The sequence below is a fragment of the Streptococcus sp. 1343 genome (assembly GCF_013277355.1).
In the GTDB taxonomy this organism is placed as follows: domain Bacteria; phylum Bacillota; class Bacilli; order Lactobacillales; family Streptococcaceae; genus Streptococcus; species Streptococcus pseudopneumoniae.
The window spans coordinates 24,822-44,150 of the sequence record NZ_VMMT01000027.1; the positions used below are offsets into that span (position 1 = coordinate 24,822).

At 37.0% G+C, this 19,329-nt stretch carries 25 protein-coding genes and 2 pseudogenes; 9 read left to right on the forward strand and 18 right to left on the reverse strand.

From position 1 onward, the window contains the following. Position 1 precedes the first annotated feature (1 nt). Complete coding sequence (locus HT709_RS04310; protein ID WP_000811473.1) at positions 2 to 703, reverse strand: ABC transporter ATP-binding protein; 702 nt, start codon at positions 701 to 703, stop codon at positions 2 to 4. Then, positions 687 to 1,880: an efflux RND transporter periplasmic adaptor subunit gene (locus HT709_RS04315; RefSeq protein WP_023935835.1), complete on the reverse strand. Its 1,194-nt coding sequence runs from the start codon at positions 1,878 to 1,880 to the stop codon at positions 687 to 689. Before HT709_RS04315 ends, HT709_RS04310 begins: the two co-directional genes overlap by 17 nt. Positions 1,881 to 2,167: 287 nt before the next feature. On the opposite strand from HT709_RS04315, the gene gor reads away from it, so the two are divergent. Next, entirely contained in the window at positions 2,168 to 3,514 is a 1,347-nt protein-coding gene (gene gor / locus HT709_RS04320; RefSeq protein WP_172925548.1) for a glutathione-disulfide reductase, read from the forward strand. 165 nt (positions 3,515 to 3,679) lie between these two features. Here gor and HT709_RS04325 read toward each other — a convergent pair whose 3' ends face one another. The 4 genes from HT709_RS04325 to HT709_RS12155 form a co-directional block, all read right to left on the reverse strand. After that, positions 3,680 to 4,180 (reverse strand): hypothetical protein, encoded by a 501-nt coding sequence (locus tag HT709_RS04325; protein WP_000727305.1) that lies wholly within the window; start codon positions 4,178 to 4,180, stop codon positions 3,680 to 3,682. After that, complete coding sequence (locus tag HT709_RS04330) at positions 4,177 to 4,800, reverse strand: ATP-binding cassette domain-containing protein (protein WP_000151031.1); 624 nt, start codon at positions 4,798 to 4,800, stop codon at positions 4,177 to 4,179. Before HT709_RS04330 ends, HT709_RS04325 begins: the two co-directional genes overlap by 4 nt. Beyond that, positions 4,797 to 6,779, reverse strand: a complete 1,983-nt coding sequence (locus tag HT709_RS04335) for a hypothetical protein (protein ID WP_023940507.1) — start codon at positions 6,777 to 6,779, stop codon at positions 4,797 to 4,799. The genes HT709_RS04330 and HT709_RS04335 overlap by 4 nt, the downstream gene beginning before the upstream one ends. Positions 6,780 to 6,844: 65 nt before the next feature. Then, the gene (locus HT709_RS12155) at positions 6,845 to 7,171 is read right to left on the reverse strand and encodes a hypothetical protein (RefSeq protein WP_078929959.1); all 327 of its coding nucleotides are present in this window, start codon (positions 7,169 to 7,171) and stop codon (positions 6,845 to 6,847) included. Positions 7,172 to 7,609: 438 nt separating this feature from the next. Between HT709_RS12155 and HT709_RS04340 the strand changes: the two genes are divergently transcribed. Continuing rightward, complete coding sequence (locus tag HT709_RS04340; RefSeq protein WP_138702664.1) at positions 7,610 to 8,146, forward strand: biotin transporter BioY; 537 nt, start codon at positions 7,610 to 7,612, stop codon at positions 8,144 to 8,146. A gap of 53 nt (positions 8,147 to 8,199) precedes the next feature. Here HT709_RS04340 and HT709_RS04345 read toward each other — a convergent pair whose 3' ends face one another. After that, entirely contained in the window at positions 8,200 to 8,415 is a 216-nt protein-coding gene (locus tag HT709_RS04345; RefSeq protein WP_000807422.1) for a YdbC family protein, read from the reverse strand. Between the two features lie 98 nt (positions 8,416 to 8,513). Here HT709_RS04345 and HT709_RS04350 point away from each other — a divergent pair, with 98 nt between their 5' ends. Then, on the forward strand, positions 8,514 to 8,834 hold the full coding sequence (locus tag HT709_RS04350) for a hypothetical protein (protein ID WP_054388178.1): 321 nt from the start codon (positions 8,514 to 8,516) through the stop codon (positions 8,832 to 8,834). A 30-nt stretch (positions 8,835 to 8,864) separates the two neighbouring features. On the opposite strand, the gene HT709_RS04355 is transcribed toward HT709_RS04350, so the two are convergent. The 7 genes and pseudogenes from HT709_RS04355 to rpsP form a co-directional block, all read right to left on the reverse strand. Continuing rightward, positions 8,865 to 9,203 carry an ATP cone domain-containing protein gene (locus HT709_RS04355; protein WP_001196040.1) on the reverse strand — a complete coding sequence of 113 codons (339 nt, stop codon included), beginning with the start codon at positions 9,201 to 9,203 and terminating at the stop codon, positions 8,865 to 8,867. Between the two features lie 11 nt (positions 9,204 to 9,214). Continuing rightward, positions 9,215 to 9,934: a tRNA (guanosine(37)-N1)-methyltransferase TrmD gene (trmD, locus tag HT709_RS04360; protein ID WP_023935827.1), complete on the reverse strand. Its 720-nt coding sequence runs from the start codon at positions 9,932 to 9,934 to the stop codon at positions 9,215 to 9,217. Next, on the reverse strand, positions 9,924 to 10,442 hold the full coding sequence (gene rimM / locus HT709_RS04365; protein WP_001105891.1) for a ribosome maturation factor RimM: 519 nt from the start codon (positions 10,440 to 10,442) through the stop codon (positions 9,924 to 9,926). Before rimM ends, trmD begins: the two co-directional genes overlap by 11 nt. A 30-nt stretch (positions 10,443 to 10,472) precedes the next feature. After that, positions 10,473 to 11,261 (reverse strand): alpha/beta hydrolase, encoded by a 789-nt coding sequence (locus tag HT709_RS04370; RefSeq protein ID WP_061761946.1) that lies wholly within the window; start codon positions 11,259 to 11,261, stop codon positions 10,473 to 10,475. 142 nt (positions 11,262 to 11,403) lie between these two features. Then, a pseudogene (locus HT709_RS11745) lies at positions 11,404 to 11,653 on the reverse strand (MazG nucleotide pyrophosphohydrolase domain-containing protein); the annotation flags it as partial. Between the two features lie 184 nt (positions 11,654 to 11,837). Next, the gene (kphA, locus tag HT709_RS04380; RefSeq protein ID WP_000379620.1) at positions 11,838 to 12,077 is read right to left on the reverse strand and encodes an RNA-binding protein KphA; all 240 of its coding nucleotides are present in this window, start codon (positions 12,075 to 12,077) and stop codon (positions 11,838 to 11,840) included. 19 nt (positions 12,078 to 12,096) lie between these two features. Then, complete coding sequence (gene rpsP, locus HT709_RS04385) at positions 12,097 to 12,369, reverse strand: 30S ribosomal protein S16 (RefSeq protein ID WP_000268760.1); 273 nt, start codon at positions 12,367 to 12,369, stop codon at positions 12,097 to 12,099. A 177-nt stretch (positions 12,370 to 12,546) separates the two neighbouring features. On the opposite strand from rpsP, the gene HT709_RS04390 reads away from it, so the two are divergent. Further along, complete coding sequence (locus HT709_RS04390) at positions 12,547 to 12,747, forward strand: hypothetical protein (protein ID WP_001084631.1); 201 nt, start codon at positions 12,547 to 12,549, stop codon at positions 12,745 to 12,747. A 746-nt stretch (positions 12,748 to 13,493) separates the two neighbouring features. On the opposite strand, the pseudogene HT709_RS04395 reads toward HT709_RS04390, so the two are convergent. The 3 genes and pseudogenes from HT709_RS04395 to HT709_RS04405 form a co-directional block, all read right to left on the reverse strand. Continuing rightward, positions 13,494 to 13,901, reverse strand: a pseudogene (locus HT709_RS04395) (helix-turn-helix transcriptional regulator); the annotation flags it as partial. 43 nt (positions 13,902 to 13,944) lie between these two features. Then, the gene (gene cadX, locus HT709_RS04400) at positions 13,945 to 14,283 is read right to left on the reverse strand and encodes a Cd(II)/Zn(II)-sensing metalloregulatory transcriptional regulator CadX (RefSeq protein WP_000711082.1); all 339 of its coding nucleotides are present in this window, start codon (positions 14,281 to 14,283) and stop codon (positions 13,945 to 13,947) included. 11 nt (positions 14,284 to 14,294) lie between these two features. Then, complete coding sequence (locus HT709_RS04405) at positions 14,295 to 14,909, reverse strand: CadD family cadmium resistance transporter (protein WP_000615747.1); 615 nt, start codon at positions 14,907 to 14,909, stop codon at positions 14,295 to 14,297. A 28-nt stretch (positions 14,910 to 14,937) separates the two neighbouring features. Here HT709_RS04405 and HT709_RS11750 point away from each other — a divergent pair, with 28 nt between their 5' ends. The 5 genes from HT709_RS11750 (at position 14,938) to HT709_RS04425 (ending at position 17,732) form a co-directional block, all read left to right on the forward strand. Next, positions 14,938 to 15,111: a FanG protein gene (locus HT709_RS11750; protein ID WP_078374329.1), complete on the forward strand. Its 174-nt coding sequence runs from the start codon at positions 14,938 to 14,940 to the stop codon at positions 15,109 to 15,111. Between the two features lie 414 nt (positions 15,112 to 15,525). After that, positions 15,526 to 16,104: a DUF3796 domain-containing protein gene (locus HT709_RS04410; RefSeq protein ID WP_166736508.1), complete on the forward strand. Its 579-nt coding sequence runs from the start codon at positions 15,526 to 15,528 to the stop codon at positions 16,102 to 16,104. Positions 16,105 to 16,106: 2 nt separating this feature from the next. Then, positions 16,107 to 16,331 (forward strand): helix-turn-helix transcriptional regulator, encoded by a 225-nt coding sequence (locus HT709_RS04415; RefSeq protein ID WP_023940487.1) that lies wholly within the window; start codon positions 16,107 to 16,109, stop codon positions 16,329 to 16,331. Positions 16,332 to 16,659: 328 nt separating this feature from the next. After that, complete coding sequence (locus HT709_RS04420) at positions 16,660 to 16,821, forward strand: hypothetical protein (protein WP_007284845.1); 162 nt, start codon at positions 16,660 to 16,662, stop codon at positions 16,819 to 16,821. Positions 16,822 to 16,928: 107 nt separating this feature from the next. Next, positions 16,929 to 17,732 (forward strand): peptidylprolyl isomerase, encoded by an 804-nt coding sequence (locus tag HT709_RS04425; RefSeq protein WP_000731911.1) that lies wholly within the window; start codon positions 16,929 to 16,931, stop codon positions 17,730 to 17,732. Between the two features lie 54 nt (positions 17,733 to 17,786). Here the strand turns inward: HT709_RS04425 and HT709_RS04430 are convergent, their stop codons facing one another. Next, positions 17,787 to 19,328, reverse strand: coding sequence for an ABC-F family ATP-binding cassette domain-containing protein (locus HT709_RS04430; RefSeq protein WP_172925549.1), 1,542 nt, complete (start codon positions 19,326 to 19,328; stop codon positions 17,787 to 17,789). Between the last annotated feature and the right edge of the window lies 1 nt (position 19,329).

Here is a 19,329-nt window from a genome sequence, read left to right on the forward strand (position 1 = left end):
CTTAGTTTTCCTCCTTTCCTAACTGAGCACTGTCAGATGAAATGACTCCATCTCGAATGATAATCTGACGTTTAGCATAGGCAGCAATCTCAGGCTCATGCGTTACCATGATAATGGTTTTTCCTTCTTTGTTCAAGTCAACCAATAGTTGCATAATTTGATTCCCTGTTTTGGTATCCAAGGCTCCTGTCGGTTCGTCCGCTAGGATAATAGAAGGATTGTTTACCAAGGCACGAGCAATAGCCACACGTTGCTTTTGACCACCAGATAATTCCGAAGGCAAATGGTGACTACGTTCTGTCAATTCAACCTTGTCTAAATACTCCTCAGCCAACTTGCGCCGTTTTGAAGACGAAACTCCTGCGTAAATCAAGGGCAATTCTACATTTTGCAGAGCATTGAGCTTCGATAGAAGAAAGAACTGCTGAAAGACAAAACCGATTTGTTGGTTACGAACCTTGGCTAATTGTTTTTCACCCAGTCCAGCCACTTCTTGGCCTTCAAGATAATACTCTCCACTGGTTGGTGTATCCAACATGCCAATCGTATTCATCAGAGTGGACTTCCCAGAACCAGATGGTCCCATGATGGCAACAAATTCACCCTCATTCACTTCTAGATTGATGTTTTTGAGAACCTGCAGTTCTTGGTCACCATTGCGATAGCTTCTGCAGATATTTTTTAGACTAATTAGTTGCTTCATCAGCCTTCACCTCTTTTCCTTCTTCCAAGGAAGATGTTGGATTACTGATGACCTTAGCGCCATTTGTCAAACCAGAAGTGATTTCTTGATTTTCTGCGTCAGCATTTCCCAATGAAACCTCAACTTTTTTAGCCTTTTGTTGTTCATCCACAATCCAGACATAATTTTTACTATCATCCATTACTAGACTGCTGACAGGAACAAGAATAGCCTTGGTTTTGCTTTTAACCTCAATGTTGACAGAAAAACCTTGTTTCAAATCACCAACTTCGCCTGTCACATCAATAGTATAAGGGTATTTAGAACCTGTATTAGCCCCAGCTGCTGGACTAGCTGCTTCACCATTGTTTTTAGGATAGTCAGAAATATAGCTTAATTTCCCAGTCCATTTTTTATCAGGATATACTTTAGAAGTAAAGCTTACTTCTTGACCTACAGAAAGGTTGGCTAGATTGTACTCAGACAATTCTCCCTTGACTTGTAAATTTTCATTGCTGACAATATGAACCATAACTTGACTCGCCCCTGTTGGAGATTTAGAAACATTGCTATTGACTTCGACTACAGTTCCCTCTAGGGTACTGAGAACAGTTGTTGCATCCAATTGACTTTGAGCCTTGCTTAATTGCGCTGCAGCATCTGCACGCGCATCACGGGCATCACCCAATTGAGCGTCAATAGAAGCAACAGAATTTCCAGCAACTGGAGTTGGACTTTGCACCGTTACATCTTCTCCTCCTGCTGGTGCAGGTAACTGGGGAGCTGAAGCAGCTTCATTTCGTGCTTGGTTGAGTTCGTTGATATGACGGTCTGCCTTCGCAACTGCTCGACTCGCTGAATCATAGGCCGCCTGGGCTTCTGAACTACTGTACTTGACTAAAGCCTGCCCTTCGCTGACCTTATCCCCCACAGAAACAAGGATTTCGTCTAAATCTCCCTTGCTAGCATCAAAATAAACGTATTGTTCATTTTTTGCCGTTACTGTTCCTGATAATAAAACAGAGGATGCCACGCTTCCTTCCTTGGCAACAACAAGATGAGTAGGTTCATCTTTTACAGCGGTTTGCGAGGGTTGTCTAAAGAGTAAAATCCCCCCGGCACCCAATACAACTACACTGGCAGCACCGATGGCTGCATACAGTTGCCACTTTTTAGCTTTACCATTCTTTTTCTTCATAATGAAACTCCTTTTCTTTTTTACAATACTTTGCTATTATACCAAATTTCCCTCCAGCAAACAATGCAGTTCAGATGGAAATAATGACAGTTCAGGATTAAACAATCGTTCGGAAATCCTCCTTTTCTATTGTACTAGTTATATGATACACTATCTTGACTTATTTGGCAAGCTTTTTTGCAATTTTTTGTGCGTAGCAGATTTTTGCAATCAAATCAAAAAAAAGATAGAATATGACTATCAAAAAATGACACTCGACTATTTAAAAGAGTACAAAGGAGTTTTCAATGAGAGAATACGATATCATCGCTATCGGTGGAGGTAGCGGAGGAATTGCCACCATGAACCGTGCTGGTGAACATGGAGCCAAAGCGGCCGTTATTGAAGAAAAGAAACTAGGTGGAACTTGCGTCAACGTCGGTTGTGTTCCTAAAAAAATCATGTGGTACGGGGCGCAAATCGCTGAGACTTTCCATCAATTTGGAGAAGACTACGGCTTTAAGACTACTGATCTTAACTTTTACTTTGCAACCCTACGTCGCAATCGTGAAGCCTACATCGATCGCGCTCGTTCTTCTTATGATGGCAGTTTTAAACGCAACGGTGTAGACTTGATTGAAGGTCATGCTGAATTTGTAGATTCTCATACTGTCAGCGTAAATGGTGAACTGATTCGTGCTAAACATATTGTGATTGCTACTGGTGCCCATCCAAGTATTCCTAATATTCCTGGTGCTGAGCTAGGTGGCTCTTCTGATGATGTATTTGCCTGGGAAGAATTGCCAGAGTCAGTTGCTATTCTAGGCGCGGGTTATATTGCCGTTGAATTGGCTGGCGTACTCCACACTTTTGGTGTCAAGACAGACCTCTTTGTTCGCCGCGATCGTCCTTTACGTGGTTTTGATTCCTACATCGTTGAAGGTTTGGTCAAGGAAATGGAAAGAACAAACTTACCACTTCATACTCACAAAGTCCCTGCCAAGTTAGAAAAAACTGCTGACGGCATTACCATTCATTTCGAAGATGGTACTAGTCACACAGCTAGCCAAGTTATCTGGGCTACAGGCCGCCGTCCAAACGTTAAGGGATTGCAACTTGAAAAAGCTGGAGTCACTCTGAACGAACGTGGCTTTATCCAAGTGGATGAATACCAAAATACTGTTGTTGAGGGACTCTATGCTCTAGGTGATGTAACGGGCGAGAAAGAACTGACTCCAGTTGCAATCAAGGCCGGACGTACCCTATCTGAACGTCTCTTTAACGGAAAAACTACTGCAAAAATGGATTACTCAACTATTCCAACTGTTGTCTTTTCACACCCTGCTATCGGAACTGTCGGATTGACAGAAGAGCAAGCTATCAAAGAATATGGTCAAGACCAAATCAAGGTTTATAAATCAAGCTTTGCATCTATGTACTCTGCTTGCACTCGCAACCGTCAAGAATCCCGTTTCAAACTCATAACAGCTGGTTCAGAAGAAAAAGTTGTCGGACTTCATGGAATTGGCTACGGCGTTGATGAAATGATTCAGGGATTTGCCGTTGCTATCAAAATGGGAGCAACCAAGGCTGACTTTGATGCAACTGTGGCAATTCACCCAACTGCATCTGAAGAATTTGTAACCATGCGTTAATCGAAACAAAAGAAGCAAAGCAAAAAACACTTCTAAATATCAAAAAGCGAGTATTTCCGTAGTTTGAGATACTCGTTTTCTTATGTTTTATTTTATAGTATGTTGAAGTAAGATATGCAAAAATCAATTAACAAACCATAGCAAAATACAAGGATTATAATACAATCATTTATTCTTTTCTTTAAAAGATTCATATATTTTTTTATATAATTCTTTTATATCTTTTTTCTGAGAATTCAACTCTTCTTTACCGTAGTCAAAGTTTGCTACCACAAATCCCGCGCCATCATCAGAAAAAGTAAAAAATTCTATTTCAATTAGTTTATTATGCTTAGAGTCCTCTATGGTGTCTCCTAAACCATTATTGAATTTCTTCACTTCTTCTTCACGAACTCCGAACCCCGTAGCAGCTCCATTTGCAATGATGTTTGAAAATACTTCTTCTGAAGATGATACTTCTTTCACAGTTATGAAGTATATAGCTTCTTCCGTTTCTACTTGTCTCACTTTATTCCATTTTTCTGTGTCACTAGAAGAAAGCGTATAGATTGTTAACTCTACCGTTGGCTTATTGATATTTTCTTTTGTAATCATTTGTTTTCCAAAAAAGAAAATGGCAAGTGCCCCAGTTACAAAGATCAAAGCAATATAAATTTTCTTTTTCATAACTTATACCCTATATCTTTCATGTCAATTATCACATCAACTTCGTTATAGACAGCTGGATCATGCGTCGCTATAATGACATATTTATCTTCAGCTATTTCATTCAATAATAAGCGAATGATTTCTTTTCCAATCTCACCATCTAAAGCTCCTGTGGGCTCATCTGCTAAGATAATTTTACGTGGCTTCGTTAACATTCTGGCAATAGCTACACGTTGAGCCTGCCCTCCAGACAATTCATATATTTTTTGATGTAAATAGTCACTTGACAGTCCTACTTTTTCAAGTACGTCAGTTATTGTTTTTTTGTCTTTAGTGATAAGGCTCAGATTATCATATACTGTTTTGTTATCTATTAAAGAATAATTCTGAAATACATATCCAACAGTATTTTTAAAAAAAGTTCTTTCTTTTATCTTCCAAATATCTTGTTTATCAACTAAAACATTCCCACTGTCAATTTTTTCTAATCTTCCTATAATATTAAGAAGGGTACTTTTACCGGAGCCAGAACCTCCAATCAATGCATAGCTTTTTCCAGATTCAAATATTAAATTTAAGTCTGTAAAGATCTTCTTTGAGCCGAAACTTTTTGAAACGTTCAAAAGGTCAATTGTCATGATTCATCTCCTTTTAAAATTTTAGTGTAGCTTTCAGATAATTTTCTAAAACTCATTATGATCGACAACATCAAAACTAGCAGAGAAGCCGCTCCAATATATAGCAACTCTATTTGTCCTGTCATCAGAAATGTAAATAGAATAACCATTGTAATAGTCATCATAAAATATTTGAGACTTGAAATTGCTATATATGTTTTTGACAGACCCAAAATGATTTTTTTCACATATTCATTCTGTTTTAGAGTAATAAAAAGTTGGACATATTGATAAATGAGTATAAAGATAATACTGTAAATTATCTTCTGCAAGATTTGTGAAAGTAAAATTTGGTGCTCTAAGGATTGAATCTTTAATTTCACAATTTGGTAAACATCTACTGGATTCATTGAGAAATTCAACGGGACAGTCATCTCATTTATTTTTTTTACCGCTTCAGGACTAAAAAGAGATTTATATAGTATGTTACTAGCCAAAGAAAACTTATTATTTTCCATCATTTTGTCCGTATCTAACACAACAACTATATTATCTTTGCTATCTGCTAGACTTGCCATTGGTAAAATATCTTTATTTTTATGATCGATATCAGCATCCTCATTGAAATAAAAAATTTTATTACCATCAGGAATTATTTGTACTGCAAGCTGTTCTTTTGTATAGTTTGTTCCAATAAATTGTTCTGCTACAACTGTATTCTCAATAGATTTCTGGTTTTCTTTCCACTTCTCAGGAATATAAATGGTTGCTATCTTATTATCTAAAAGATGATAGTTTGTTCCATTCACTTTATTTTGTAGGTTAGCACCTGTTTGATTAATATAAATCAACTCTTTATTTATTTCTGGATTCGTTATTCCGTCATTTTCTAATTGTTTAGAAAAGTCTTCTAAAACATGAGATGTTTTCATAAAATCTGGAACATATGCCGAAGATCGTTCAATATATAAGAAATCTAAGTTTTTTAAGGCAGCAACTATCTGTAGATACTGACCATCTGAATCACTAACTTCTCCATTTTTAGCAGAGTTACTTTCAATTCCAAGGAACTCAATCCTTCTCCAGTCTTTTACTGTGTCCCACGGTACTAAATTCTGTATTTGTATGTTCATACTAGATTGACTACTCTTTGTTTCTTGTAAAAAAACTCCTGAGACAAGGATAATAATCGAAATAATAGCAAGCCATACGACAAAAATAAGCTTGTTTTTTGCCTTGTTTTTGATAATTTCAATGGGCTTTTCAATCTGAATCGTCGACCAAAATAAAACAAAGGTGATGAGATCAATGATTTGAAATAGTATAAAATTCGTTAAAAGCAGAGAGAAAAATAACTTAGAACTATAAGTGAAGAAACCATTTCCCAAAAAAGAACTGTAAGAAATCATCAATAAAGCCATCATAATCAGTTCAAAAATAAGAGAAATCACATACTCTCTTCTAAGATCGTATACAGGCAAGCCCAAAGAACGTCGTATCACTCCTTCTTTGATCTGCCTCGTCCTAACAACAAATAAAACAACTAATAAAGTTAAGTAAATGGAACCCATTAACAGTATTCTTAAAGTTCCAGTGAATTGTAATATTCCTCCTATATACCAAGGATAAGCCATATAGACTGTTTGCAGCCCCGTCATCGTAAGTGGTTTCAAACTATCTACATCCATTTTCCCAAGGGTATAATACATCCCTATTATTGGTGCTGACTTTAATTGTTCATTATTTACATCATCAAAATTTACATACTTCAACTGACCCGAACTCTGAACGATTGGCTTGTAAATGGTAACCTTTTCCGTTTTTGATAAGTCACGAACCATTTCATATATTTCGTTATTAGAAAGATTACTTTTCCCTTGAATAGAGAAAGCACCATCAATTGGTAAAGGTATGGGGATTTCGGTATCACTAATAGTGACCAGACCAATTGTAGCAATCAAACAAAAGAAGAATCCAATGATACATAATTTTAATTTCATAAGCAATTACCATATTACAAAAGACCCTATTTTATAATTGGGTCTCCTGTTTTCATAAATTATTTTTAAAATCTATAATAATCCCAATATGCATTTAAGCGAACATCGTTCCAAGATTTTGTTGCACTTGAATATGCCCATCCATAATCTTTTTTATCCTGAGCTTTAACTGTTCCCCAAAAATTCGTTACTGAAGATTTTGAACCAATATTATCTGGAGACTTAACAAAGTAATTCGAATAACCATAGTTATCATTTACACCATATTCCCATACATCAATAATCGGATATGGAGCAGGGTGTGCTGTAGTTGCACTAACAACACTAGCTGCAGTAGCAAAGCTAAAACTGAAAACACTTGCAGCTAGAAAAACAGATGCTTTCTTATTAATTCTTTTTTTTCATTTTACTTCTCCTTGAATTTAAATATTTGATGAAGATTAAATAATAGTCTCTTTTTAGTCCCTCCATATTACTTTAATATGAATTGATTATATTTAGGTTTTTAATCACCGTTATGGTATCTAGAGTCGTTAAAATATCTCATAACTACCCCTCCTTTTAAAATTGAACACATCTAAATGCATCCGTTTACATTTTTAATATAACACTTATTTTTTACTTTGTCAAGTATTTACTAGTATATTTTTTATTAATAAAATAGGATTATCTATACAGACAATTTTCGAATCAACAAAAAAATTATCCAACTTAACCAATAAGCAAAATCGGCCGTTACAGTTTTTGTTACCTTGTTTTAAAAAATTGGTTGACAATGATTCCTCTATGAGTATAATAGTTACTATACATCAGAAAAGAGGTTAACTATTTTGAAAAAAGCTCACATTTATGCTATCCCTGCTATTGGGGCTGCTCTCATTGCTGTTTTGGCACAAATCAGTCTTCCAGTTGGACCTGTTCCCTTCACTCTGCAAAACTTTGCAATCGGCTTGATTGCTACTGTCTTTAGACCGAGAGAGGCTGTACTTTCTGCTGGACTCTATCTTCTTCTAGGTGCTATCGGTCTTCCTGTGTTTGCAGGAGGTGGAGCTGGTTTTCAGGCTTTAGTTGGCCCTACTGCAGGCTATCTTTGGTTTTATCTCGTTTACTCTGGACTTACTTCCTCTCTAACCAACAGCAAGAGCGGAATTGTCAATATTTTTCTTGCAAATCTCTTGGGTGATGCCCTTGTCTTTGTCGGAGGGATTCTCAGCTTGCATTTTCTAGCTGGAATGGCATTTGAAAAAGCTCTTGTTGTGGGGGTCATTCCCTTTATCATTCCAGACCTTGGTAAACTTCTAGCTATTAGTTTGATTAGTCGTCCTCTACTTCAACGCCTTAAAAATCAGGCTTACTTTGCTAACTAAAAAAGGATATCGAGTTGTCATAACTCAGTATCCTTTTCTTTTATTTTGAAAACTTAGTTTCCTTTAAAAGCATCCACCATTGTTTGAAATTCTTCATTGGAAAGAGTAATTCCTTTGCCCATCTTCGTATGGTCTGGACTCCAAGCACGAATATCAAACTTTGCAGGGGCACCATTAAAGCTCACACGGTTGATTTCCTTAGTCCAACCTTTTTCGTTTTCAGAAAGAGTCAACAAGTGCTCTTCGATTTCAAATGTAAATTCTGCCATTTTCTTCTCCTTTTTTAACTTTCATCTGATTATTCGTAAAATCTTGTAGATTTTAGGAAAATTTTATATAATATTGATATAAAAGAAGGGAGGCCAATATGAGACATAAATTCCAGCAAGTTCTAGGTAAAATACATGACTTTTTAAATGGACATGAAGAACCAGATCAGACTGAAAGCAACTCCCTTACACCCACTATTGAAGAGGCTATCCAGAAACAAACCGCTGTTCACCTTATCTTGTCTGAGGCAAGCTTTACAGGTGACATCATCAAATACGATCAGCAAAGCCAGCAAATTATCGTGAAAAATTTTGCCAAAAATGTGACCCGTATTATCCGCATAAGCGATATTCAACGCCTGCGATTTGTCCCGTCAACTGTCCAAACAGCCCAAAAAAATAGATTTAAGAAAGAGTGAGATGTAGTTGCTTCATCCCACTCTTTTTTCTTAGCGAATTTGTTCAAAATGTAAATGAACTGCGATATGATCTCCATAACCACTTCTTTCCAAGTCACGTTGTAGACGATAGGAAATGTAGTGTTCTGCAATAGTAATGTAACCTGCACCCAATAAACGATGTTCAACCATAGATTGAATCATACTGATAGTCGCACGTTCCACCTTGGCCTCTTCCAAATCCAAAACCACTTTCTTAGTGACTTGTGCAAGGTTTTGACGCAAATCATCTGTCAATACATAGACAGTCTGGGCTGCCTTTAAGATGGCTTGGTAAATCTTATCTGGATTAAATTCAGCAATTTCTCCATCACGTTTGATTACTTGCATAGGTTTCTCCTTTATTCTTTGTTTTCTTTAATTTCTGCCAGCATTTTTTCTTCTTCTGCTGTCAGTTGATAATCTTCAAGCAAATCCGGTCTGCGCTCGTAGGTTTTCTTTAAACTCTCATACAGACGCCACTGACGAATCTTCTCATGGTGCCCGCTCATCAGTACATCTGGCACGACCATCCCTCGATAATCATAAGGACGTGTGTATTGAGGATATTCGAGAAGGCCTGAAGAAAAACTATCATCTTGGTGGCTAGACTCCTTGCCAATCACTTCTGGAATCAGGCGTACCGTAGCATCAATCATAGTCATGGCCGCCAATTCTCCTCCAGTCAAGACATAGTCTCCCAGGGAGATCTCATCTGTCACCAAGGTCTTAATGCGCTCGTCATAGCCCTCATAGTGACCGCAGATAAAGATCAGTTCCTCTTCTTTGGCCAAATCCTCTGCATAGGCTTGATCAAACTGCTTTCCAGCTGGATCAAGGAGAATCACGCGCGGATTCTTTTTTTCAATAGTATCAAAAGCATCAAAAATAGGTTGGGCTCGGAGCAGCATCCCCTGACCGCCTCCATATGGTTCATCATCGACGTGACGGGCCTTTTCAGCCTTTTCTCGAAAATTATGATACTGGATATCCAAGAGCCCTTTTTCTCGAGCCTTTCCAACGATTGAGTGCTCCAGTGGAGAAAACATCTCTGGAAAGAGGGTTAAAATATCAATCTTCATCGTCTAACCCTTCTAAGATTTCCACGTTGACCCGTTTATTTGGAATATCAACATTGAGAACCACTGGTGGGATATAAGGCAAGAGCAAGTCACGCTTGCCTTTTCGCTTGACCACCCAGACATCGTTAGCACCTGGTTGCAGGATTTCCTTGATGGTTCCAATCAAATTATCACCCTCATAGACTTCCAAACCGATAATCTCGTGATAATAAAATTCACCATCGTCTAAATCGTTTAAATCTTCCTCAGCGACCTTGAGACTGTATCCCTTGTACTTTTCGATAGCGTTGATATGGTACATATCTTTGAATTTAATAATGTCAAAGTTCTTCTGTTTACGGTGGCTAGCAATGGTCACTGTTTGAACAAACTGATCTTTTTCATCAAACAAAGCTAGCTCAGCCCCTTTTTTAAACCGTTCTTCTGCAAAATCCGTCACAGACAAGACTCGCATCTCACCCTGCAACCCTTGCGTATTGACGATTTTCCCAACATTAAAGTAGTTCATCTTGTCTCCTGTAGTCTCCTTCTTTCCATCTTATTCTGACAATTCTCGAATAATAGTCGCAATTTTTTCGGATTCAGACCACTGTAAATAATGGTGATTCCCTCCTAAAATGAGTCTAGCATTGGAAGTCCAATATTCTGATTCTCTGTACTCTTTTTCTCTGTAAGGCTGACAAAAAACAAATACAGGGATACAATCTGGTATTGATACATCCTCAAAATCTTCCTCAGTAATCTCTCCAGATATCTGAAATCCTGAATTTTGCTTTTCTAACTCTAAGCCTTTTTCTTGCATTATTTCCCAGATTTCTTTATTCGCTTCAGTACTAAATGTTGCTTGAGTTAAGTTCTTAAAATAAAGTTCAGGACCATACTCGTCAATCAGCCTCATCTGCTCTTCCATTTCTGGATAAGGATTTTCTGAAAAATCAGCAAACATGACTTTTTTAGTTGTCGGTTCCATTGCTAGTAAAGCCTGACACTTAATTGGTTTCTTGAGCAATTTGCAAGCTAAAATTCCACTCAAACTATGTGCACAAAGTATATATTCAGAAATTCCTAATTCTTCAAGTACTTCATAAACCGCATCTGCAAGATTATCTAGATTTTTTCCAGCTTGGTCATGAATCGGACTTCTACCTGTGTTTGGAAAATCAATTGTCAAATAACCAATTGTGGACGGAAGTTTTTCGAGTATAAGTGAAAAATTTTCATAACTTGGTAGCAAACCTGCTCCGTTTAGACAAATTAGCACTTTCTTTTGCTTTTGATAAGTAACAGAGAGACTACCAATTTCTGTAGATACTTCAAACCTCTTCATAAAGAAATCCACTCATTCTATATAATGAATTATTAAAAGTCCTTATCCTTTATTTTATCATGTTTCAAGGATTTTCTCAAGTTGGAGGAAGAGGACATCAATTCTCCTTCACCTTCAAAAATCCTTCCAAATCACGTTCATGTTAGTACTTAATGGCTGCAGTCTTATCTTTCTCAAAGATAGTCTTGGTAAGGTCAATATGGTTGATGGCGACGATTGCGACGGTGTAGTGAATGATATCAGTCAGTTCTCTGGCAAGTTCCTCGTTCGAATCCTATCCCTTCTTTTCGACCAGAGCGCCTATTCAAAACCTCGGCTACTTCTCCGACTTCCTCCACTAGCTTGATAAAAAGACCTTCCTCAGTTCGAGACTACTGGTAATGTTCGAGTAATACTCTTCGAAAATCTCTTCAAACTACGTCAGCTTCACCTTGCCGTACTCCAGTACAGCCTGCGGCTAGCTTCCTAGTTTGCTCTTTGATTTTCATTGAGTATAACTAGTCTTGTAATTGTCTAAACGTTAAATATTTCATCTTCTATTCCTCGCAAAAAAGCGAGACATTTGTCCCGCTCTTCTTATTTTTCGTCAATAACGATTCTTACTTTTTTGTCTTCAGTTGGGACAGAGTAGACAATCGTTCTTATCGCAGAAATAGTGCGACCCTTACGACCGATTACACGACCCACATCGCTTTGATCAAGATTCAAATGATATTCCAAAAATTCTGGTGTATCTTCAATCTTGATAGTTAAGGCATCTGGTTGTGAAATCAAGGGTTTCACAATCGCAATAATGAGATTTTCAATCGTATCCATCTATCAACCTACTTTAAACTTATTTTGAGAATTTAGAATCGTGGAATTTTTTCAATACGCCTTCTTTTGAAAGGATGTTGCGAACTGTATCTGAAGGTTGAGCTCCATCAGCCAACCATGCAAGAACGCGGTCTTCTTTCAAAGTTACTTGGTTTTCAGCAACAAGTGGATTGTAAGTTCCAACTGTTTCGATGAAACGTCCGTCACGTGGTGAACGTGAATCTGCTACGTTGATACGGTAGAAAGGTTTTTTCTTAGAACCCATACGAGTCAAACGGATTTTAACTGCCATTTTTAAAGTCTCTTTTCTTATTTTTTATTTCGGTGAAATAGCTGAGCTATTTAGCACATGTTCTATTATAGCAGATTTCTAACAGGTGTCAAGAAAAAAACTTGACAGACTATAAAATTTTTAAACCATTTAGAAATTTGTTAGAAGTAGGAAATAAATGTTTGAAAGAGGCTATCCGTGAATAGTATTTTAGAAATATTTTATAAAGAACACCAAGTCAAACCCTTCATCTCTCCTGAACGTGATTTGGATGCTTGGCTCCTAAATCCTAAGCCCGTTCCCAAACGAAATATGGACTTATTGGCAGATGATTCGCTGGCAGGTGATATCATTCTACTATGGAGAATACAGTTTGGAACTTTTACCACCGAAACATGATTTTAAAAACTCCCATTCGAATATGATTCAAAATTCGCTTAAAATCAATGTTTTCCCACTTTTTCAGAAAACAAATTTTCATCTAATTTAAATAACTTTCAATTAAATGGTATGAATTTTGCTTAAAATCATCAAAAAACACCCCATGGTGTGAACCATAATACTCTTTGAAAATCTCTTCAAACCACGTCAACGTCGTCTTGCCGTAGGTATGGTTACTTACTTCGTCAGTCTTATCTACANNTGCGGCTAGCTTCCTAGTTTGCTCTTTGATTTTCATTGAGTATAAAGTGTTGTAAATACTGTATTGTAGCTAGTTCTTAACCTTTAGAGAACTGGCTAGCTTTACGAGCTTTCTTAAGATCTGGTTTGGAAAGTATAGATTTCAATTAGACTAAAAACAGCGAAATATCAAGGATTTTAAAAAAGATATCTACTAATTAATTTATAAAATATGAATTAATAGATTCTAAATAGGGGAATAGTTTAGGTCTGTAAAAGATTAAATAATTTCTATTTTAGCTGTTAGAAACGTTGGTACATCAATGTTTTTAGAATGCTACATAATAAAAGGTAGAGTAAATAGTAGAGTAGTTATTGCGTTAGTTCAGCAATCTTATCGATATAAAGATTAACAGATTCTAACTTTCTTTGCGGTGCTAACTCGGCGTATGTGTCCATTGTTGTTGAAATTGATTTATCTTTTTTGATTTTTTAATGACCTTTTTGCCATTATGGATAATTTTTTCAGTTTCATCAGAAATCAAAAATTTTTTTCTTTGAATATTGAAATTTGCGAATGTCTTGGAAAGTCTAAGACAGCTAGATTGTATAGAAATTAAGTCATCATCCGACAAAGAATTCATTCTTTTATTTACAGTTTCCAAATCTCTAAATAAAATAGAGCCGAAGCAGTGGTAAAACATATTTTCAACAAGCTTGGCAATATCTCCAAAAATAATTTCTTTATAGTCTAAGTCGGTTTGAGTATTCAAATAAAGCAATATTGAAGTGGTAACTTGTTGCTTTTCCTTTTCAACTTGACTAACTTGACCTGCATTGCTTAGTTCGCTTTGTGTAATATTGTGTTTTTTTCTTAAATTTTTGATACGAGTAGGTAGTTCATGTGAATAATTTTCTTCAAAAAATTTCATATACAATCCCCCTATAATCATGGAAAAGTAGTAAAAATAGTTGTTATCCTAGTTGATTAAAAAAATCTCTGATTTCCTCATCTTTTATAAAATAATATATAATTTTCCCATCTCTTCTAGTGTCCAAGATGTTTTGATTGGCTAGTTTACGAAGATGGTGGGAGGCAGATGCCATACTGAGATTTAGTAAACAGGCTATATCACAGACACAGAGTTCTTCAACAGCAAGGAGATAAAAGATGATATTTATCTGTTTATTATCGGTAAACTTTGATAAAATACGAAGTGATTTTTGGACTTTTTCCTTTTCAAGGTAGTTCGTCGCGGTTGTAACATTTTGTTGATTTATAATATTCACTTGGCAAATACTATCTTTTTTCATATTTTTTTCTCCTAGCCGAACACAGTCCTTAGCATGTCAAAGCTGTTGTTTTCAATCAGAATATACATCCCCAATCCTAAATAGACAACGGCAATAAACCATCTGCTATATTTTTCCAAAGTTTCTCCAACAGAAGGGACTTGTGCCAATTTTTGGGCAGAAAAAACCAAGAAATAAATCATGACTAGAAAAGTAAGTAAAGTCACTATCAAATTCGCTAAATTTAAGGTGGTAAAATATGGGACAAAGACACCAATATTGTCAGCGCCACAACTTGCAAAAGTAATCATAGCGACTAGAAAAATCAGGTTTTTATTGTCTTTTCGCAAACCATCTTTTGCAATAGCTTCTCCATCAGAATCTCCTAAAAGCAAAACTTTGAGGCCTAGGAAAATTGGAATCAAACCGAGTAAACCTAAAATCTCTTTACTAGGAATATAATTTAAGACAAATGCAAAAAGCAAACTTAGCAATATTAGACTAACAGAGCCTAGAAATTGTCCTAAATAGATGTTAATGATGTCTTTTCTGCTTTTTCTTTTGGCAAAAAATAACATTAGGATAATAAGTAAGTCTACGGCTGTCCCAGAATACAGGATTATTGAAGTAACAACATTTTGAATCATAAAACACCTCATTCAAATATATTTTTGAATGTATTCTAACATTAAACTTTGTAGATGTCAACTTAAAATCCACCAAAATATAGATAAGAAGTTAGTGTACCAAATATTAAAAAGCCCTGCCATCGAAATGATAGCAGGGCTTAACTTCAATATCCAGATGATATATTTATCTAAAAAAGGTAGAGTTTTTATTGATTTGTAGTGCGATATAATGAGTTTCCAAAAATCAAAAATCGCTTAAAATCAGTATTTTGACATCTATTGACGTGTACTGAAATCCTTACTTAACCTCTGTAAAAATTAACTTCTACACCTACAAAGCTTATTCTGACAGACTTTATACATTCTAAGAAAAAAAGTAGAGATTCATACAGTATCTAGATTTTTCAAAAATTCTTTATCATCAAATATTATTAACGAAACTATCCAAACCAAATCCGATGCATTACTTCAAAGAATTCTTTAGTTATTTGACTATCAAGGGCTTTTATTAAAAAATTTTTTCAAATAATTGCCACCTTGACACATAAATTCTTGCTTTCTAAATTTAAATGTGATATATTTATAACATGAAATTTAAGTGTTATATATTTATAACATAAAAAAGGAGTCTATCATGAAAAAAAGTCAAAAAATGCGTGGCCTCATTGCAATGATTGCCGTAGCTCTCTTTATTGATTTTATTGTTTTATTTGGTTCTAATCTTAGTTGGGGACCCAAGTTAGTTATTACTGGTATTTCAGTGTCAGGTCAAATTGTAGCTATTTGTAGCTGGCTACATAAGAGTCAGAAAGGTAAGGGAAAGATTATTTTTAACTTGTCTGCTAAGCTTTACACGATACTTGTGTCTGCAGCAAGCATTTTTTATACAGTAGGGATTTGGGTTGCGACCCCAAGCGTAAGTTCTGGTATTAAAGAATGGATTTTGGGAATTGGTCTCGTTATTGAAGTGATTATATTTGTTTTTTTCTCTTTAAAAAATGTCAAGGAAACTCCGGACGAACGCTTTTATGCTAATTTAGCAAAGGCAGCTAGCTTGATGTTTGTTTTTATACTAGGCGCACTGATGATCCTATCAGTTATCATTGGGTATATGGGGGTTCTCACTCTTTACATGGGTCAGATATTTATTAGCATAGCTGCCTTGATTTGCATTTTTGCGGTTGTCTATTTTATCTTGGAACGTAGAGGATAAGCATGGCCAAAGAAAGCAATATTATTACTAATCTCAAATCTGTTCGTGAGTCCACAGGCATGACCCAGCAGGAGTTAGCCGACCGCATCGGCATTCGACGCGAGACAATTCTGCACTTGGAAAATAACCGTTACAATCCTTCGCTGGAAATGGCTCTTAAAATTGCTCAAGTTTTTAATCTAAAAGTAGAAGACCTCTTTGAACTCAGACAGAAAGAGGAAACATAATTCTTTTCGAGACCTACTATTAAGTTCATTGATTAATTAGGAATTGAAGCCAAAAGAAAAAATCCTTTGAAAATATGCTCTTTTAAAATATAGTAATTCTTTCGAATTAACCTTTACTAATTGTGATGCTTTACGAGCTTTCTTAAGATCTGGTTTCCTAAATACTTCGAGTACACTTATGGTATTGATGCTCCTAAGCATCTCAAAACTCTGGTAGAAAAAGGTTATGCTGTCCATTGAAACTGCTTTTTACTCACTTGACCATCTAATACGCTACCATAAAAAAAGAATATCCTAAAGAAGAAGGGAGTTACTGGACTTTCTAAAAATGAAGGCTACAAATTTGGACCAAGCCCTTCATGAGCATTTTTCAGAAGAAGAATTAGCTTGTCACTTTTCGATTCGTGGCTACAAATTGACTCCAAAGGGAGAGGAAATACTGGAACAGTACCAGGACATTGTCGACCGTCATCCAAAGAAGAATCTCTAATCAAGTGATTTTTGGTTGGCTTCCTCTTAAACTGTCTTGTCACTAACATTTGAAATCCACTTCCTTTTAGGGTACAATGGTAGAAATGAATTTTTGAGAGGATCAGAATGAAAAAACTAGCAACCCTTCTTTTACTGTCCACTGTAGCCCTAGCTGGGTGTAGCAGCATCCAACGCAGTCTACGTGGTGATGACTATGTAGATTCTAGCTTGGCCGCTGAGGAAAGCTCCAAAGCAGCTGCCCAATCTGCCAAGGAGTTAAACGATGCTTTAACAAACGAGAATGCCAATTTCCCGCAACTTTCTAAGGAAGTTGCTGAAGATGAAGCCGAAGTGATTCTCCACACAAGCCAAGGTGATATCCGCATTAAGCTCTTCCCTAAACTCGCTCCTCTAGCGGTTGAAAACTTCCTCACTCATGCCAAAGAAGGCTACTATAACGGCATTACCTTCCACCGTGTCATCGATGGCTTCATGGTCCAAACTGGAGATCCAAAAGGGGACGGTACAGGTGGTCAGTCCATCTGGCATGACAAGGATAAGACTAAAGACAAGGGAACTGGTTTCAAAAACGAGATTACTCCTTATCTCTATAACATCCGTGGTGCTCTTGCTATGGCTAATACTGGTCAACCAAACACCAATGGAAGCCAGTTCTTCATCAACCAAAACTCTACAGATACCTCTGCTAAACTCCCTACAAGCAAGTATCCAAAGAAAATCATCGAAGCCTATAAAGAAGGGGGAAACCCTAGCCTTGATGGCAAACACCCAGTCTTTGGACAAGTGATTGACGGTATGGATGTTGTAGATAAGATTGCCAAAGCCGAAAAAGATGAAAAAGACAAGCCAACTACTGCTATCACAATCGACAGCATCGAAGTGGTGAAAGACTACGATTTTAAATCTTAAAAACCAAAAAATACAGTATCCACATTCGGTACTGTATTTCTTTTATCCTCATTTTTAAGTTAGATTATTAAAATCCCAGATTTGGTCCATCCAGCCTTCATAGAAGTCTGGCTCGTGGCAGACCATAAGGATAGATCCCTTATATTCTTTGAGAGCACGTTTGAGTTCATCCTTGGCATCCACATCCAAGTGGTTGGTCGGCTCGTCCAGCACTAAAACATTGTTTTCACGATTCATCAAGAGACAGAAACGAACCTTGGCTTGCTCTCCCCCTGATAATACTTGAATCTGACTTTCAATATGTTTGGTTGTCAAACCACAACGGGCAAGGGCTGCACGAACTTCTGCTTGGTTGAGAGCTGGAAAGGCATTCCAGACAGCTTCAAGTGGTGTTTGACGATTGCCACCTTCTACTTCCTGCTCAAAGTAGCCAAGTTCTAGGTAGTCACCGCGTTCCACTTCCCCAGAGATTGGTGGAATAATACCTAAGAGAGACTTCAATAGAGTTGTTTTCCCAATACCATTTGCCCCGATAATCGCAACCTTTTGATTGCGTTCAAAGGTAAGATTTAAAGGATTAGTAAGAGGTCGGTCGTAACCAATTTGCAAGTTCTTGGCTTGGAAGATAAAGCGCCCTGGTGTACGAGCTGGTTTGAAATCAAAGGATGGTTTTGGTTTCTCACTTTGGAGTTCGATAATATCCATCTTATCCAATTTCTTCTGACGAGACATAGCCATATTTCGTGTTGCAACACGTGCTTTGTTTCGAGCCACGAAGTCCTTGAGGTCCGCAATCTCTTTCTGCTGACGTTCGTAGGCTGCCTCTAGCTGAGATTTCTTCATAGCATAGACTTCTTGGAACTGGTAGTAGTCACCAGAGTAACGCGTCAGCTGTTGATTCTCCACATGGTAGACAATATTAATCACATCGTTCAGGAATGGAATATCGTGCGAAATGAGAACAAAGGCATTCTCATAGTTTTGGAGATAGCGCTTGAGCCAATCAATATGCTCAGCATCCAAGTAGTTGGTCGGCTCGTCCAACAGCAAAATATCAGGCTTTTCAAGGAGAAGTTTTGCCAAAAGCACCTTGGTTCTTTGCCCACCTGACAAAGAAGTTACATCCGTATCCATGCCAAAGTCCATAATACCAAGAGCACGCGCTACTTCGTCAATCTTAGCATCCAAGGTATAGAAATCACGACTCTCCAGACGGTCTTGAAGTTCTCCCACTTCTTCCATGAGAGCATCAACATCCGCTCCATCTTCAGCCATTTCCATATAGAGGTCATTGATACGAGCTTCTGCTTTAAACAGCTCATCAAAAGCTGTACGTAGAACATCACGTACCGACTGCCCTTCAGCAAGGACAGAGTGTTGATCCAAGTAACCAGCCGTCACATATTTGGACCACTCAACCTTTCCTTCATCTGGCAGCATTTTACCAGTCACGATACTCATAAAGGTTGATTTTCCTTCACCATTGGCACCGACCAGGCCGATATGTTCTCCCTTGAGGAGACGGAAGGACACATCTTCAAAAATTGCACGGTCACCAAAACCGTGACTCAGATTTTTAACTTCTAAAATACTCATT